The 17,468-nt window shown below is 67.9% G+C and carries 11 protein-coding genes; 5 read left to right on the top strand and 6 right to left on the bottom strand.

Annotation, left to right across the window (positions count from 1 at the left end):
- The first annotated feature begins 50 nt into the window (after positions 1-50).
- Positions 51-968: an LpxL/LpxP family Kdo(2)-lipid IV(A) lauroyl/palmitoleoyl acyltransferase gene (locus O0J15_RS12010; protein WP_058983548.1), complete on the top strand. Its 918-nt coding sequence runs from the start codon at positions 51-53 to the stop codon at positions 966-968.
- 42 nt (positions 969-1,010) lie between these two features.
- Here O0J15_RS12010 and O0J15_RS12005 read toward each other — a convergent pair whose 3' ends face one another.
- The 4 genes from O0J15_RS12005 to O0J15_RS11990 all read right to left on the bottom strand — a co-directional run bounded on the left by O0J15_RS12005 (position 1,011) and on the right by O0J15_RS11990 (position 4,304).
- Positions 1,011-1,460: a transposase gene (locus tag O0J15_RS12005; RefSeq protein WP_308305708.1), complete on the bottom strand. Its 450-nt coding sequence runs from the start codon at positions 1,458-1,460 to the stop codon at positions 1,011-1,013.
- A gap of 203 nt (positions 1,461-1,663) precedes the next feature.
- A complete protein-coding gene (locus tag O0J15_RS12000; RefSeq protein WP_308305707.1) occupies positions 1,664-2,995 on the bottom strand; it encodes an O-antigen ligase family protein in 1,332 nt (443 codons plus the stop codon).
- Positions 2,976-4,091 (bottom strand): glycosyltransferase, encoded by a 1,116-nt coding sequence (locus O0J15_RS11995; RefSeq protein WP_308305706.1) that lies wholly within the window; start codon positions 4,089-4,091, stop codon positions 2,976-2,978. The genes O0J15_RS12000 and O0J15_RS11995 overlap by 20 nt, the downstream gene beginning before the upstream one ends.
- A gap of 15 nt (positions 4,092-4,106) precedes the next feature.
- Complete coding sequence (locus O0J15_RS11990; protein WP_005410967.1) at positions 4,107-4,304, bottom strand: zinc-finger domain-containing protein; 198 nt, start codon at positions 4,302-4,304, stop codon at positions 4,107-4,109.
- A gap of 419 nt (positions 4,305-4,723) precedes the next feature.
- On the opposite strand from O0J15_RS11990, the gene O0J15_RS11985 reads away from it, so the two are divergent.
- Both O0J15_RS11985 and O0J15_RS11980 read left to right on the top strand, forming a co-directional pair.
- A complete protein-coding gene (locus tag O0J15_RS11985; RefSeq protein ID WP_308305705.1) occupies positions 4,724-8,068 on the top strand; it encodes a GH92 family glycosyl hydrolase in 3,345 nt (1,114 codons plus the stop codon).
- Positions 8,065-8,808, top strand: coding sequence for a basic secretory protein-like protein (locus O0J15_RS11980; RefSeq protein ID WP_058983558.1), 744 nt, complete (start codon positions 8,065-8,067; stop codon positions 8,806-8,808). The genes O0J15_RS11985 and O0J15_RS11980 overlap by 4 nt, the downstream gene beginning before the upstream one ends.
- A gap of 418 nt (positions 8,809-9,226) precedes the next feature.
- On the opposite strand, the gene O0J15_RS11975 is transcribed toward O0J15_RS11980, so the two are convergent.
- The gene (locus tag O0J15_RS11975; RefSeq protein ID WP_021204353.1) at positions 9,227-11,518 is read right to left on the bottom strand and encodes an NADP-dependent malic enzyme; all 2,292 of its coding nucleotides are present in this window, start codon (positions 11,516-11,518) and stop codon (positions 9,227-9,229) included.
- A gap of 229 nt (positions 11,519-11,747) precedes the next feature.
- Positions 11,748-13,091: a dicarboxylate/amino acid:cation symporter gene (locus O0J15_RS11970; protein ID WP_021204354.1), complete on the bottom strand. Its 1,344-nt coding sequence runs from the start codon at positions 13,089-13,091 to the stop codon at positions 11,748-11,750.
- Positions 13,092-13,418: 327 nt separating this feature from the next.
- On the opposite strand from O0J15_RS11970, the gene O0J15_RS11965 reads away from it, so the two are divergent.
- The gene (locus O0J15_RS11965) at positions 13,419-14,588 is read left to right on the top strand and encodes an OprO/OprP family phosphate-selective porin (protein WP_111098062.1); all 1,170 of its coding nucleotides are present in this window, start codon (positions 13,419-13,421) and stop codon (positions 14,586-14,588) included.
- A 66-nt stretch (positions 14,589-14,654) separates the two neighbouring features.
- Complete coding sequence (locus O0J15_RS11960) at positions 14,655-17,297, top strand: PAS-domain containing protein (protein WP_308305704.1); 2,643 nt, start codon at positions 14,655-14,657, stop codon at positions 17,295-17,297.
- The last annotated feature ends 171 nt before the right edge of the window (positions 17,298-17,468 follow it).

The following is a 17,468-nucleotide window of genomic DNA, read 5'->3' as shown; positions in this document are numbered from 1 at the left end:
TACGGGAGCCCCCCGGGAAAGACACGCTGCCGGGTTGGTAGAATGGCGCCATGTCCGATGCCACCACCGCCGTCCGTCCGTCGCTGCGCGATCCCCGCAACTGGCCGATGTTCGCCGCCATGCTCGGCGCCTTCGCCATCGCCCGCCTGCCGTGGATGCTGCAGCGTGCGCTCGGTCGTGGCGTGGGCTGGATCAGCTGGCGCCTGCTCGGCAGCCGCCGTCGCGCCGCCGAAGTCAACCTGCGGCTGTGTTTCCCGGAAAAGGACGAAGCCTGGCGCCAGCGCCTGGTGCGCGACAGCTTCGACGCACTGGGTGTGGGCGTGTTCGAGTGCATCCGCGCGTGGTGGGGCAGCATCGACCGCATCCGCCCACAGGTGCAGATCGAAGGCCTGGAACATCTGCGGCGGATGCAGGCCGAAGGCCGCGGCGTACTGCTGGTGTCCGGCCATTTCATGACCCTGGAGATGTGCGGCCGCCTGCTGTGCGACTACGTCGATCTTTCAGGCATGTACCGCAAGCACAAGAACCCGGTGTACGAGTGGGCGGTGAAGTTCGGCCGCCTGCGCTATGCCAAGGCGATGTTCGCCAACGAGGACATCCGCGCGACCGTGCGCCACCTGAAGAAGGGCGGCTTTCTCTGGTATGCGCCGGACCAGGACATGCGTGGCAAGGACACCGTGTTCGTCCCGTTCTTCGGCCATACCGCGTCCACTATTACGGCCACCCACCAGCTGGCGCGCATGACCGGCTGCGCGGTGATTCCGTACTTCCACCGCCGCGAGGGCGGAAAGTACTTCCTGAAGATCGGCGCGCCGCTGGAGAACTTTCCCAGCGAGGATGTGGAAGCCGATACCACGCGGGTCAACCAGGCCATCGAAGCGATGGTGCGCGAGGCTCCCGACCAGTACCTGTGGATCCACCGCCGCTTCAAGCGCCAGCCCGGCGGCCGGAGCGATTTTTACAAGTAGATCCACGCCATGCGTGGATGCTCTTCGATTCCGTGCCGTGATTCACAACGGCCAGCGGCACCAGGCGTACGGGTATTCCCCCACCACGCACGCCAGGCCCGCACGGACTGGATTGGCCAGGATGTACATTGCCTTCTCGTGAAGTGATTCGTCGGTCCGCATTGCATGGTCGTGATAGCCGTGCTGCCACAGCGCGCCCTGCCGCTCCAGCCGCCGGTTCAGCAACCTGCTGCTGCGTGACTTCAGAAGGGGCATGCACCCGGCCAGGGTTCCTCCGCGCAGCTCCATCAGCCAGTGCAGATGGTCGGGCATGACCACCCAGGCGAGACTGTGGCTGAAGCCCCTACGCTCGACGAAGCGCAGGGTGTCGATCAGGATCGCCATGTTCGCCGCATCGGCGAATAACGGTTCACGGCTAAGGGTTGCCGTGGTCAATGAGTACACGTTGCCGGTTCGGGAATACCGACCGTAGCGGAGTCTGGGGCTGGCCATGCCTCCAGCGTGCGATACACACGGAGGCACAGGTAGTGGAGGTTGGCGTGCATTTGCGTCGGGAAAGCCCCATCCACGCATGGCGTGGATCTACTATGGCGACATGCGCCCAATGATCGTCCCATGCACGCCATGGCGTGGATCCACCGCGGCGACGTTCGTTCGGTACGTGCAGTAGAGCCACGCCATGCGTGGACGGACGATCACAGCAGCGGTGACGCGTCGTCCGATTCCCGCGCCAGCAGGCTGCCGGCGAACAAGGCAGCGAGCAGCACGGTCAGGCCGCCCCAGAACGCGGAATAGAACGCCAGATGCGTGTTGAGCGGGAACACGGTGACCGCCAGCGCCAGCATCGCAGGGCGGGCCCGGTCACGCGCGGCCGTCGGTGCATAGCGCCAGGCCCGCCAGGCCTGGGCCACGGCTGCCAGCCACAGCAGCAGGCCGATCACCCCGGTTTCTGCCAGGATTTCCAGCACGACCTGATGCGCGTGCAGGGCGGGAGCATCCCCCCATACCGCCAGCCCCTCTTCGGCCACGCAGGCGGGATAGGCATCGCGGAAACCGCGTGCGCCGACGCCGTTGAACGGGTGTTCTTCGATCATGCAGACGGCGGCTTCCCAGATACGCGCGCGCCCCGACAGTGCCTCGTCGACACCGCGTTCGCTTCCATCCCACGCCATCGCGGTACGCGCAAGGCGTTCGCGCAGCTGCGGCACGCCTGCGGTGAGCACGCCGGCGCCCAGCACGCCGAGCAGCGCCAGCAGCAGCATCCGCTTCACACCGAACTGGCGCACGCCGCTGTAGGCCAGCACCAGCGCGAAGGTGATCCACGACGCGCGCGAGCCGGCCAGCAGCAGCACGCAGCCCAGCGCCGCCGCGGCCAGTACCCAACCCGGATTGCCAAAGCGACGCGCCAGCGGCAACAACAGGAACGGTGAGAGACTGGCCAGGACCTGGCCGAACTTCAGGTTGCACGGCCCGAGTGCCCCACTGAGGCGATCGACCACGGCTGCCTCAGTGGCCGGGCACAACGCGTGACCACTCACCGCAAGCTTCAGCTGCTCAAGCGACCAGAACCACGGGCTGGTTCCGGCCAGCGCCTGCACCAGCGCATCCAGCGTCCATGCGCCGGTGATCAGCGCCAGACCGCCGAAGGTCAGCCGCCTGCGTCCCGGCGTGGCCACCGCGATCGCCACCAGCCACATGAAGGGCAGGTAGCGCAGGCCGGCAGCCGCCTTCGTCCACGACGCTGCCGGATCGATTGCATCAAACGCCGAGAACGCCTGCGGCAGCCAATAGCCGAGGAACAGGATGGAGGTCAGCGCCCACGCTGCCGTGCTCAACAGATGCGGGCGGCGCTGCAGGCGGCGCATGACCATGCGCGCGGCGGCGTAGACCGCGCCAAGGCCCAGCACGGTCTCCGCGATGCCCGGCAATGGCCACAGCGCTACGTACGTCAGCACCCACCACGGCGCCCAGCGCCCGGCGCGGTCGTCGCGCACGGTGACGGCGGAGTCAGCCAGCGAGGTCGGCATAGAGGCGGAGGGTATCGCGCTGCATGGCCTGCAGCGTAAACGGGATGCGGGTCGGCAGGAACGGCGGCTGCGCCAGCAGGGCCAGCGCACGTTCACCCAACGCGCGTGCATCGCCCAGCGGCACCGCGCCAGCGGGCTGCAGCTGCCGAAGCAGTTCGCCGACGCCACCATGATCCCAGCCCAGCACCGGACGGCCGACCGACAGCGCCTCGACCACGGTGCGGCCAAACGCTTCCGGTTTGTCCGACAGCTGCAGCACCAGATCGCTGGCCGCATAGGCCTGGGCGATACGCGCGGTAGGCGTGCTGATCTGTACGGCCTCGGCCACGCCCAGTGCCGCGGCCTGGCGGCGCAGGTCAGCCACGTAGGCCTCGCGCCCGGGTTCGTCGGTGCCCAGCATCCACAGCTGTGCCGGCACACCAGCTGCACGTACATCGGCGAGCAATTGCAGCGCATGGGCATGTCCCTTCAGCCGGGTGCCCCGCCCCGGCAGCAGCAGCAGCGGGCCCCCAACCTGCGCCAGCCACGGGTAGTCGGCTGCCAGCGCCAGTCGTGGCCGGCGGTCGGCGCTGGCCACGCGCGGAAACTGTGTGACATCGACGCCGCGCGGAATCACCTGCAGCTTCGCTTCGGGTACCGTCGGATAGTGCCGCTGCACGTAGTCGCGCACGGTGTTGGACACGCAGATCACGCGTTCACCGCTGGTCATCACCGCGCTGTAGCGACTGGGCGAATTCAACCCGTGCACGGTGGTTACCCAGTGCGGGCGCTGGGCGGCGGGCATGGCACGGATCGCGTACAGGCCCAGCCATGCCGGCAGCCGCGAACGGGCGTGCACGATGTCCGCGCCGAGTTCAGCGAACAGGCGGCGCAGGGTCGGCAGGTGGCGCAGCGTCAGCAGCGATTTGCGGCCGATGTCGAGGGTGAGGTGCTCGGCACCGCTATCGAGCAGGGGCTGCACCAGGCGGCCACCGGCGGAGACCACCAGCGCACGATGGCCGGCAGCGACCAGGGCCGCAGCGATTTCCAGGGTCGAGCGCTCGACACCGCCGGAGTGCAGCGCCGGCAGCAACTGCACCACGGTCAATCGGCGCATCGAAGGGGCCGCCGTTTAGTCGGCCAGCACGAACACGGAACCGCAGTACGGGCACTGCGCTTCGCCGTTGGGCTCGTCTTCGATCGGCAGGTACACGCGCGGATGCGAGTTCCACAGCGCCATTTCCGGGGTCGGGCAGCTCAACGGCAGATCGCTGCGGTGCACGGTGTAGCGCTTCTCGGCGTTGGCGGGCGCGGTGGCGGTATGGCTCATGGCGGATTCGGTGAACGGGTTGCGAGGCCCGTGATTCTAGCATCTGGGCCGCAACGACATTGCCCCGCAACGCGCCTTTGCACGCCGCCGCCGATGCCTCGCATCTCCCCACCGCACGCCGGGCGGCGGCGACTCCGGGGATTTCGCGGTCGTTCCGGCAGGTTCGCTCGCCAGAATCGACTCCAGCGATATTTCCCGCATTTGGATCGAACTAAATGGCACTTGCCAGCGCGCGGCGGCTGTTGCAGGATCGGGCCAGGTCGCACCCCGACCCACCCAATCCAACCCGATCGCATGGCCCGCCCCCCACCGGACCGGCATCGCCTCTTCCACTGCCAGCCTGGCGGGCGGAGCGATGCTGTCCGTGGTGTCCGCCGATGCGGGTTCGCCCGCCGCCAGCCCTTCCGGGAGACCCTTGCATGACCCTGTCCGATCCGCGCCGCGCCCTGCTTCCGCTCGCCCTGGCCCTGGCCTGTGCGACCACTGCGATGCCGGCGCGGGCGCAGGGGCTGCAGACCTCGTTCGAACCGGGCGAAACTGTACCGGCGCAGGCCACCGGTGCGCTACAGGTCACGATCGGCAATGGACCGGCCGCGCCCTACGCCGCCAAGCGCAACGCCGGCTACAGCGGCCTGCATGCGCTGCGCTACAGCAGCGAAGGCGGCAGCGCGCGGCGCGAACTGTTCAAGGCCGACCTGCCCATCGAGGCCGATACCACGCTGTCGTGGCTGGTGCTGCCGGAAATCGTCGGCAAGGACACCGTCGCCTCGACCTATGTATCGCTGGACCTGCTGCTGGACGATGGCAGCCGCGTTTCGGCCGGTGCGGCACGCGACCAGCATGGCGTGGCGATCGGCGCACGCGCGCAGGGCGAATCGAAGACGCTGTACCCGCAACAATGGGCCCGCAAGGCAGTGCGGCTGGGCGACGTGCCCACGCTGAAGGGCCGCCGCGTGGTGGCGATCGAGCTGGAGGTGGCCAGTGCCGAGGGCGCGCCGGTCTCTGGCTGGATTGATGACGTGCGCCTGGATGCCCAACCGCGCCAGCAGCCGCCGCGCGTCTCGGACTGGGTGCTGACCACACGCGGCACCCAGGCCAACGGAACGTTCTCGCGCGGCAACAACCTCCCGGCCACGGCGGTGCCGCACGGGTTCAACTTCTGGACCCCGGTGACCGACGCCGGCGCACTGAACTGGCTGTACCGCTGGAACGAACAGAACGATGCGCAGAACCGCCCGCAGCTGCAGGCGCTGGCACTGAGCCACCAGCCCAGCCCGTGGATGGGCGACCGCCAGACCTTCCAGGTGATGCCTTCGGCCAGCCCTGGCGCGCCGGACGCCGACCGCCGCAAACGCGCGCTGTCGTTCGACCGCCGCCACGAAAGCGCCCGCCCGTACCGTTACGACGTGCGCTTTGACAATGGCATCGCTGCCGCCATCGCGCCGACCGATCATGCCGCACTGTTCCGATTCGACTTCCCCGAGGGCGGCGACGCCAACCTGCTGTTCGACAATGTCGATGCGCGCGGTGGCCTGACCCTGGACGCCGCCACGCAGACGCTGTCCGGCTACACCGATACGCGCAGCGGCCTGTCCAACGGTTCCAGCCGCATGTACGTGGTGGCCAGCTTCGACAAGCCGTGGCGCAGCAGCGGCCGCCTCGACACCGGCCGCCCGACCGGCTACATCAAGTTCGACGCTGGCAGCGACCGGCGGGTGACGATGCGCATCGCCACCTCGCTGATCTCGGTCGAGCAGGCGCGGCACAACCTGGCACTGGAAATCAGCGCTGCCGATACGCTGGAGAGCGTGGCCAGCCGTGCGCAGGATGCATGGGACGCGCGCCTGGCCCGTTTCGACATCGGCAACGCCAGCGACGACCAGAAGACCACGCTGTACTCCAGCCTGTACCGGCTGTACCTGTACCCCAACTCCGGCCATGAAAACGTGGGCAGCGCGGCCCTACCCGACTGGCGCTACGCCAACCAGGCCAGCGCCAGCGATGACAACACCGATGGCAGCGCGACCCGCAGCTATGCGGCCGTGCGCGACGGCAAGGTCTTCGTCAACAACGGCTTCTGGGATACCTTCCGCACCACCTGGCCGGCCTATGCGCTGTTTACGCCCGACGATGCCGGCCAGCTGGTGCAAGGCTTCATCGAGCAGTACCGCGCCGGCGGCTGGATCGCGCGCTGGTCGTCGCCGGGCTACGCCGACCTGATGGTCGGCACCAGCTCGGACGTGGCCTTCGCCGATGCCTGGCTGAAGGGCATCGGCGGCTTCGATCCGGCCGAGGCCTACGCCGCCGCGCTGAAGAACGCGACCGTGGTCCCGCCCGACCGTCATGTCGGCCGCAAGGGCATGGACCGTTCGACCTTCCGTGGCTACGCCAGCGCGGACGTGCACGAAGGCATGTCATGGACGATGGAAGGCGCGCTCAATGACTTCGGCATCGCCAACATGGCCGATGCACTGGCCAAGCGCGCCACCACGCCGGCTGCACGCGAGCGCTACAGCACCGAGGCCGAGTACTTTCGCTATCGCGCCGCCAGCTACGCGACCATGTTCGACCCGGCCGCCGGCTTCTTCCAGGGCCGCAAGGCCGATGGCCGCTGGCGCGTGGACGCCAAGGATTACGACCCGCGCGTATGGGGCCACGACTACACCGAATCCAATGGCTGGACCTTCGCCTTCACCGCCGCCCACGATGGCGAAGGCCTGGCCGCGCTGTACGGTGGCCGCGACAAGCTGGCGGCGAAGCTGGATACCTTCTTCGCCACACCGGAAACCGCGGACCCGGCACTGGCCGGTTCCTACGGCGGCACCATCCACGAGATGACCGAAGCGCGCGACGTGCGCATGGGCATGTATGCGCACAGCAACCAGCCGGCACACCACATCCCGTGGATGTACCTGTACGCCGGGCAGCCGTGGAAGACCCAGCAGCATGTGCGCGAGATCCTGTCGCGGCTGTATGTGGGCAGTGAGATCGGCCAGGGCTATCCCGGTGACGAGGACAACGGCGAGACCTCGGCCTGGTACGTGCTGGCGTCGCTGGGCCTGTACCCGCTGCGCATGGGCGCACCAGAGTACGTGATCGGCTCGCCGGCCTTCGAACATGCGCGCGTGGAACTGCAGGGTGGTGCCGTGCTGACCGTGAACGCGGCCAACAACTCGCGTGAGAACGTTTACGTGCAGTCGCTGACGATCAACGGCAAACCGTGGACGAAGACCTGGGTGCCGCACGAGCTGATCGCCAAGGGCGCGACCCTCGACTTCGTGATGGGCCCCCGTCCCTCGCGCTGGGGCAGTGGCGTGGATGATGTGCCGCGCTCGTTGACCTCACGCGGCCAGCGCCCGCAGCTGCTGCACGACCTGCTCGGCAGCAGCGCGAAGGCGACGTTGGCCGATGGCCGCGCCCTGCCCGCGCTGGTCGATGACGATGCCGGCACGACGGTGGGCCTGGGCGGCGGTGCAACCATCGCGCTGACGGGCCTGGCTGAGGGCACCCCGACGATGTACACGCTGACCAGCGGTGACAGCCGTATTCAGGGCGGTGAGTGGACACTGGAGGCGCGCAACGGCAGCGGCAGCTGGGCCGTGCTCGACCAGCGCAGCGGCGAAGACTTCGAATCCGCCCGCCAGACCCGTCCATTCCGCATTGCAAAACCCGGTCGCTACAGCGAATACCGCCTGCGCCTGGCGGCACCGGGACGACTGCCGCTGGCGGAGATCGAACTGCTGGCGGCCGGCACCGTACAATGAGCGGCATGCGCTTCCGTTTTCTGCCCTTGGCCCTTGTTGCCCTGTCCTTCTCCAGTTTCGGCCAGACCCAGGCGTTCGATACGCAGCTGACCCGCGACGGCGTGACGCTGAACTACCAGGACGCCCGTGGCGCCCTGGCCGCGCCGCAGCGCAAGCGGGTGATCGATACGTTCTTCTTCGCCTACCTGCGCGAACGTGCGGACTTCCACCCGGCCGCGCCGGCGATGGTGCGCATCGTGATCGACCCGGCCTACACCGGCATCGCCTTCGTCGGCGACAAGGACCAGGCCGCAACGATCACCATCAACCCGGGTTGGCTTGCGCAGCACCCCAACGACATCGACCTGGTCACCCATGAGGCCATGCACATCGTGCAGGGCTATCCGGGCTATGGCGACGCACGGGTGCCGGGTTGGCTGGTGGAGGGCATCGCCGACTACGCACGCGACCGCTACGGCATGGACAATGCCGCTGCGGGCTGGGCACTGCCGGGCAAGGTCGAGAAGGGGCAGAACTTCGACAGCGGCTACCGGGTCACCGGTGCGTTTCTGAAATGGGCCGACGCCGAACATCCGGGCCTGGTGCTGGCACTGGACAAGGCCCTGCGCGACGGCCGCTATGCACCGGCGCTGTGGCAGAAGCACACCGGCAAGGCACTGCCTGCGCTGTGGACGCAGTATGCCAAGCCGCGTTCGGATGCACCGCCGCCGGCACCAGCGCGCCGCGGCAAGCGGCGCTGAGCCCCAACGCACTTTACGTTCGCCGGGCATTGCCCGGCGCTACCGCATCGCGGCCTCAGCGCGACTGCACGAAGCCGGCGTACAGCGCGAACAGTTGCTGGAAGTACCGCCGCGTCACTCGATTGCGCATGACACCCTCGCCCGTGGAAAGTTGGTCGGGCCCAGGGTGGGAAGGCCGGTCCGGTCCCTTCCCACGGCCGGGCCGCGTGGGCGTATTGGGCCGCAGCGGCGTTGCAGGGAAATGACCGCCGGACTGCAATTCATCGGGTAGCGCCGGGCCATGCCCGGCGAGCGCGCAGCGCGGCGCTTCTCGCATTCCGCCGGGCATGGCCCGGCGCTACCCGATCCGGTTTCCGCTGGGCGGAAACGAAACGCGCCCCGAAGGGCGCGTTTCTGCAGATCGCAGCGGAACGAAGGCTTACGCCTTCTTTTCCGCTTCGATCTGCTTGCGGATCTGCGCATCGACCGCCGCAATGGCGGTCATGTTCAGGATCCGGCGCGAGGTCGCGCTGGTGGTCAGGATGTGCACCGGCTTGTTCACGCCCATCAGGATCGGGCCGATCGCCACGCCGTCGGTGAACACACGCACCAGGTTGTAGGCGATGTTGGCCGCTTCCAGGTTCGGCAGCACGAACAGATTGGCGCGGCCCTGCAGGGTCGAGCCCGGCAGCAGCTTCTGGCGCAGCGCTTCATCCCATGCGGTGTCGCCCTGCATTTCGCCATCCACGTTCAGGCGCGGGTTGCGCTTGAGCAGCAGCTCGCGCACCTGGCGCATCTTCAGTGCATCCTTCGAATCGTGGCTGCCGAAGTTGGAGTGCGACAGCAGCGCCACCTTCGGCTCGATGCCGAACAGTTTCATGCGGTACGCCGCCTGCAGGGTTGCTTCGCACAGCTGCTCGGCGGTCGGGTCTTCCTGCACGTGGGTATCGACGAAGAAGAACACGCCCTGCTGGTTGATCACGCCGGTCATTGCCGAGGTCGAGGTGACCTTCGGCTCCAGCGGCAGCACGCTGCGCACGTAGCCCAGCTTCTTGTGGAAGCGGCCGACGATGCCGGTCAGCATCGCATCGGCTTCGCCACGGGCCACCATCACCGCTGCGATCAGGGTCGGGCGCGAACGCATCAGGTTCTTCGCCGCAGCCACGGTCACGCCACGGCGGCCGGTCAGGCCGTGGTAATACTGCCAGTACTCGTTGAAGCGCGGGTCGTCGTTGATGTTGGTGACTTCAACGTTCTCGCCGATCTTCAGGCGCAGGCCGAGGCGCTCGATGCGCGACTCGATCACTTCCGGGCGGCCGATCAGGATCGGATGCGCCAGGCCGTCATCGACCACGTTCTGCACCGCCTGCAGCACCACTTCCTCTTCGCCCTCGGCGTACACCACGCGCTGCTTGTCGCTGCGCGCACGGTCGTACACCGGCTTCATCATCAGGCTGGTGCGGTAGACGAACTGGGCCAGCTTGTCGCGGTAGGCGCCCATGTCCTCGATCGGGCGCGAAGCCACGCCCGAGTCCATCGCGGCCTGGGCCACGGCCGCCGACAGCTCCACCAGCAGGCGGCGGTCAAACGGACGCGGGATCAGGTATTCACGGCCGAAGCTCGGGGTCTCGCCGCCATAGGCCGAGCCCATGTCGGTGGCCGCGCGGCGCGCCAGCGCGGCGATGGCACGCACGCAGGCGATCTTCATTTCCTCGTTGATCGCAGTCGCGCCCACGTCCAACGCACCACGGAACAGGTACGGGAAGCACAGCACGTTGTTGACCTGGTTCGGGTAGTCCGAGCGGCCGGTGCCGATGATCGCGTCCGGACGGGCGGCGCGCGCCACCTCCGGCATGATTTCCGGAGTCGGGTTGGCCAGCGCGAAGATCACCGGATCCGGAGCCATGGTCTTGACCATCTCGGCGGTCAGGATGCCCGGTGCCGACAGCCCCAGGAAGATGTCCGCGCCGTCGACGATCTCGGCCAGGGTGCGCTTGTCGGTATCGCGCGCATAGCGCTGCTTTTCCGGGTCCAGGTCGGTACGGCCGGTGTGGATCACACCCTCGCGGTCGAAGGCCAGGATGTTTTCCGGCTTCAGGCCCAGCTGCACCAGCATGTTCACGCAGGAAATGCCGGCGGCGCCCATGCCCGTGGTCGCCAGCTTCACGTCCTCGATCTTCTTGCCGGTGATCGCCATGGCGTTGAGCACCGCTGCGCCGACGATGATCGCCGTGCCGTGCTGGTCGTCATGGAACACCGGGATCTTCATGCGCTCGCGCAGCTTGCGCTCGACCACGAAGCACTCCGGCGCCTTGATGTCTTCCAGGTTGATGCCGCCGAAGGTCGGCTCCAGCGAGGCGATGATGTCGACCAGCTTGTCCGGGTCGGTTTCATCCACTTCGATGTCGAATACATCGATGCCGGCGAACTTCTGGAACAGCACGCCCTTGCCTTCCATCACCGGCTTGCCGGCCAGCGCGCCGATGTTGCCCAGGCCCAGCACCGCGGTGCCGTTGGAGATCACCGCCACCAGGTTGCCGCGGGCGGTCAGCTCGCTGGCCTGCTGCGGGTCGGCCTTGATCGCTTCACAGGCATACGCCACGCCCGGCGAATACGCCAGCGACAGGTCGCGCTGCGTCAGCATGGGCTTGGTAGCGGAAACCTTGATCTTTCCCGGGGGGGACATCCGGTGGTAATCGAGGGCGGCCTGTTTGAAATCTTCGTTGGACATCGATGTGGGTTACATGAATGGGCAGAAGGGACAGGGGATCATACCCCCGTTGGAGCGTCTGGACCTGTCGCTATCCTGTCGCAGCCATGCTGCGACCGCACAATTCCGTGCCGTATGCGGCGGGGCCCCAGACCAGCATCGGCGTTGCCCATGACAGTCATGGGACGCCTTGAAACGCCGCGGGGCCGTACCACTGTCGTGGCCGGCCCCGCGGTACCACACACCTGGATCAGCCCTTGGCCGGCAGCGCCTCGGGCAGCGCATCGACCGGCGGCGGCAGTTCGCTCTCGCGGCCGTCCAGCGCCAGCTGCAGGCGGTTGCGGTCCAGCGCGCCTTCCCAGCGCGAGACCACCACGGTGGCCACCGCATTGCCGATGAAATTGGTCAGCGAGCGGCATTCGCTCATGAAGCGGTCCACGCCCAGGATCAGCGCCATGCCGGCCACCGGCACCTCCGGCACCACGGCCAGGGTGGCGGCCAGGGTGATGAAACCGGCGCCGGTGACACCGGCCGCGCCCTTGGAGCTGAGCATCGCGACCAGCAGCAGGGCGATCTGGTGGCCCAGGGTCAGTTCGGTGTTGGTGGCCTGGGCGATGAACAGTGCCGCCAGGGTCATGTAGATGTTGGTGCCGTCCAGGTTGAACGAGTAGCCGGTCGGGACCACCAGGCCCACCACCGACTTGCTGCAGCCGGCGCGTTCCATCTTCTCCATCAGCGACGGCAGCGCCGACTCCGACGAAGAGGTGCCCAGCACCAGCAGCAGCTCGGCCTTCAGGTAGCGCGCCAGCTTGAACACCGAGAAGCCACACAGTCGGCAGACCAGGCCCAGGATCACCGCCACGAACAGGAAGGCGGTGAGGTAGAACGAGCCCACCAGCCAGGCCAGGTTGATCAGTGAGCCGACGCCATACTTGCCGATGGTGAAGGCGATCGCGCCGAAGGCACCGATCGGGGCGGCCTTCATCAGGATGTGCACCAGCTTGAACACCGGGGCGACCAGCGCCTCCAGGAAGTTCACGATCGGCCTGCCTTTCTCGCCCACCGAGGCCAGCGCGATGCCGAACAGCACCGCGATGAACAACACCTGCAGGATGTTGCCATCGACGAAGGCGCTCACCAGCGTCTTCGGGATGATGTCCATCAGGAAGCCGACCAGGGTCAGGTCATGCGACTTTTCGACGTAGCTGTGCACCGCGGTCTGGTCCAGCTCGGCCGGGTTGATGTTCATGCCGGCGCCGGGCTGCACCACGTGCGCCACGATCATGCCGACGATCAGCGCCAGCGTAGAGAAGAACAGGAAGTACGCCATCGCCTTGGCAAACACCCGGCCCACCGTGCGCAGGTGGGTCATGCCGGCGATGCCGGTGACGATGGTCAGGAAGATCACCGGTGCGATGATCATCTTCACCAGGTTGATGAAGGCATCGCCCAGCGGCTTCATCTTTTCGCCCACCAACGGTTCGTAGTGGCCGAGGATGGCGCCGAGGACGATCGCCACGATCACCTGGAAGTACAGCTGGCGATAGATCGGCAACGGCTTTGCAGGCGCCGGGGCTGCGGTCGGGATGTGCATGGCGGACTCCGGAAGGGGCGTTTTCAGGCACGTACGGCCCCGGGACTGCACGGGAACCGCTACCGTGGAAACTGATCGCCCTGTGCTGCACGCGCAGGAGGTGCGACCAATGGACGCCTTTGTACGCGCTGGGCACGTCGGCGCAGATAACCTATTGGTACTAGCCCCCCGGTTCAGGTGGCGCAGGTGCCTACACTGGCGCCACACCGCCCAGACACGGGAAGGCCGGTGGCCCGGGCTAACGGCCGGGCGCGTCCTTGCGAAAGTTTCGGCCCCTGCGGCCGTTGTTGTCCTGTCCACACGCAATCCGAGAGAGCCGCACCCAACATGCGCCCGAATCCCACCTTGCTGGCCCTGTCGCTGGCCGCCCTTCCCGCCTTCGCCTCGGCCGCCGATTTCGACAACTGGCCGACCAAGTACGCCTTCGGCGACGGCACCGAACTGGCCGCTACCGCCAACATCGCCTACGACTACAACGATTTCTCCTCGGGCAGTGGCCTGGAGGATGACGACGCGGTGCGTCGCAAGGAGTTCGGTGCGACGCTGAAGAAGAAGGGCGTTTACGACGCGATGGTCTACTACGACTTCCAGTCCGATACCTGGCTGGACGTGTTCGTGCGCTTTGAAAGCAAGGCCTTCTTCGGCCGCGACATCGGCCGCTTCCGCTTCGGCTACATGAAGACCCCGGTCGGCCTGGACGCGAACACCTCTTCGCGCGCCGGCAGCTTCCTGGAAACCGCGCTGCCCGTGCAGGCCTTCTACGCCGGCCGCCGCACCGGCGTGGAATGGGTGCTGGAGCGCCCGCAGTACCTGCTGCAGGCCGGCGCCTATGGCGGCAAGGACCTGCAGGGTGACAACCCCGGCACCACCCAGGCCGTGCGTGCGGTGTGGACCCCGGTGAAGGCGCCGGGTGACGTGATTCACCTGGGCCTGGCCTATTCGCAGGAGAATCCGCGCGGCTACAGCGATGGCCGTGACGTGCACCACGAGGCCAGCGCGCGCCTGCGTGCACGCCCGGAAGCCGGCCTGACCGACATCCGCTATGTCGATTCCGGCGCGCTGGTCACCGCCGACCAGATCCGCCGCACCGGCCTGGAAGGCATCTGGATACGCGGTCCGTTCTCGCTGCAGGCCGAAGCCCTGCGTGCCACGGTCACCCGCCATGACGGCAAGCCCGACTACACCGGCAGCGGCCAGTACGCGATGGCCAGCTGGGTGCTGACCGGCGAGTCGCGCCCGTACAACGCAGGTGCCGTGGCCAACATCAAGCCGGCGCACGACTACGGCGCGGTGGAACTGGTGGCCCGTTACAGCCGCTTGGACCTCGACGATGGCAGCATCCTTGGTGGCCGCCAGCACGACCTGACCCTGGGCGCGAACTGGTACCTGACCAGCCACTTCAAGTTCCAGGCCAACTATGTGAAGGTCGACGCCAGCCGTCGCGGTGTGCACAGCACGCCGGAGATCTTCGAACTGCGCGCGCAGATGCACTTCTGACCCCTTCCACGTCAGACCCCGGCGGGCGTCCACGTCACGCCCGCCGGCCCTGCGTAGACTGCCGCCATGTACCGGCTCAGCCGCCACCGGCTGCTGTTGCTGACCCTCCTGGTGATGGTCGGTGGCACCGTGCTGTGTGCGGTCGCCGCCGGCCACTACGCCTGGCGGCGCGCCCTCGGCGAGGAAAGCAGCCAGGTGCAACGCCAGCTGCAGCTGTACGGCCAGGGCCTGCAGCAGCGCATCGACCGCTTCGGCACGTTGCCGCAGGTACTGGCGCTGGATCCGGATCTGCTGCACGCCCTGCGTGTGCCGCCCTCGCCCAGCGAACAGCAGCGGCTGAACCTCAAGCTGCAACGCGCCAATGAAGTCACCCGTGCCTCGACCCTGACCCTGGTCGGCCACGACGGCGTGGCAGTGGCGGCCAGCAACTGGGACCAGCCGACCAGCAACGTCGGCGAGAACTACAGCTACCGCCCCTACTACCGGCAGGCACTGGCGCAGGGCCGCGGCCGCTTCTACGGCATCGGCATGACCACCGGCGTACCCGGCTACTACCTGTCGCAGGCCATCGAGGAAGGTGGCAAGCGGCTCGGCGTGGTGGTGATCAAGGTCGAGCTGTCGGCGCTGGAACAGGAATGGTTGAGCAGCCCGGACGTGGTGCTGGCCAGCGACGACCATGACGTGGTGTTCCTGGCCAACCGTGACAGCTGGCGCTACCGCCTGCTGCGCCCGCTGGGCGCCGATGAGCGCCGCGAAATGCTGGACGCCCGCCAATACGCCGACCGCGCGTTGCAGCCATTGCGCGCGCGTACTGAAGACGTGCTTGCCGATGGTGGCCGCATGGTGCGCCTGCTCGATCCCGCACTGCCGCAGCCGATGCTGTGGCAAAGCCTGCCGCTGCCCGCCGAAGGCTGGAACCTGCATCTGCTGCACGACGCCAGCGCCGCCACCGCCGCCGGTCGCGCGGCCGCACTCACCGGCGGTGCTGCGTGGCTGGCGCTGGGCTTCCTGGTGCTGTTCGTGCAGCAGCGCCGACGCCTGGCCAAGCATCGCCTGCGCAGCCGCCGCGAACTGGAAACCCTGCTCAAGCAGCACGCACAGGAACTGCGCACCGCACAGGATGGCCTGCTGCAGGCGGCCACCGACGCCGACAGCGGACTCAGCCGCAGCCTCGAACACCTGCCGCAGGGCGTGGTGGTGATCGACCGCGAACTGCGCCTGGTCGCGTGGAATTCGCGCTATCTGGAACTGTTCCGGTTCCCGGCAGACCTGGTCCGCGTGGGCCGGCCGATCGAGGAACTGTTCCGCTTCAACGCACGCCGTGGCCTGCTCGGTCCGGGCCCCGTCGATGAAGCAATCGAGCGTCGCCTGAACCACCTGCGCAGCGGCCGCCCGCACATGCGCGAGAGCGAGAAGGACGACGGCACGGTGCTGGAGATCCGTGGCAATCCGCTGCCTGACGGCGGCTTCGTCACCAGCTATGCCGACATCACCAGCTACAAGAACGCCGCGCGCGAACTGCGCTCCTTGGCCGATGCGCTGGAACACCGCATCGCCGAACGCACCCGCGACCTGGACGAAGCACGCCGCGAAGCCGAGCAGGCCAACCGCTACAAGACCCGTTTCGTTGCCTCGGCCGTGCACGACCTGCTGCAGCCCCTCAACGCGGCGCGCATGTTCGTCTCGGTGCTGCGCGGCAAGCTGAGTGACCCGGCGCAGCAACAGACCAGCGACCACATCGATGCTGCATTGGCCGCGCAGGATGCGATCCTCAACAGCCTGCTGGATATCGCGCGCCTGGAATCGGGCAGCCTGCCCACGCGCGTACAGGCGTTCCGGCTCGGGCCTTTGCTGCAGACGCTGGCACGCGAGTTCGGCATCGCCGCGCAGTCACGTGGGCTGGTGGTCGACTGGGTCGATACCGCTGCGGTGGTGGTCAGCGATGAAGCGCTGCTGCGCCGCATCCTGCAGAACTTCCTGTCCAACGCACTGCGCTACAGCGAACGTGGCCGCGTGCTGCTCGGCTGCCGTCGCCGCGAAGGCCTGCTGTGGATCGAAGTTCACGACCAGGGCCCCGGCATTCCCGATGCGCTGCAGGGCGAGATCTTCGAGGAGTTCCGCCGCCTGCACGACGGCCAGCAGCGCGGCGCCGGCCTTGGCCTGGCGATCGTCGACCGCATCGGTCGGCTGCTCGGCCACCCGATCCGCCTGCGCTCGCAGCTGGGCCAGGGCAGCGTGTTCGCGGTGGGCGTGCCGTTCGGCGAAGCCAGCGCGATTCCCGCTACTGCTCCTGTGCCGGTGCTGATGCAGGAACCGGCCGCAGACAACCCGCTTCGCGGTCGCCGGGTGTGGGTGATCGACGACGATCCGCACGTCTGCGCCGCCAGCCGCGCGCTGCTGGAGCGCTGGGGCTGCGAGGTGGCGCTGGCCGACGGCCCGCAGGCGGCGCTGCAGCTGGCGGCAACAGGCGCGGTGCCAGAGCTGGTGCTGCTGGATGTGCGCATGGGTGACCACCATGGCCCGGTGCTGTACGAGACATTGGCAGAGCTGTGGCAGGCCCGTCCGCCGGTGGTGCTGGTCACCGCCGAGCGCGATGCGGGATTGCGTGAGATGGCTGCCGAACGCGGTTGGGGAATGATGGCCAAGCCGGTGAAGCCGCCGGCGCTGCGGGCGCTGATGAGTCAGTTGCTGATCCGGCATCGCGGGTAGTTTCCAGCCAACGGCGCAGCCCCTCGTGGGTGGTGTCTGGTTGGTCGTGGAAAGCAAAAGCCGTGGGTGGGGCCGGGGGGGGGGGGGGGGGGGGGGGGGGGGGGGGGGGGGGGGGGGGGGGGGGGGGGGGGGCCCGCCCCCCCCCCCCCCCCCCCCCCCCCCCCCCCCCCC

Source organism: Stenotrophomonas sp. Sm10 (assembly GCF_030985515.1).
GTDB lineage: Bacteria > Pseudomonadota > Gammaproteobacteria > Xanthomonadales > Xanthomonadaceae > Stenotrophomonas > Stenotrophomonas hibiscicola.
This window is presented reverse-complemented; position numbering and strand designations above follow the sequence as displayed.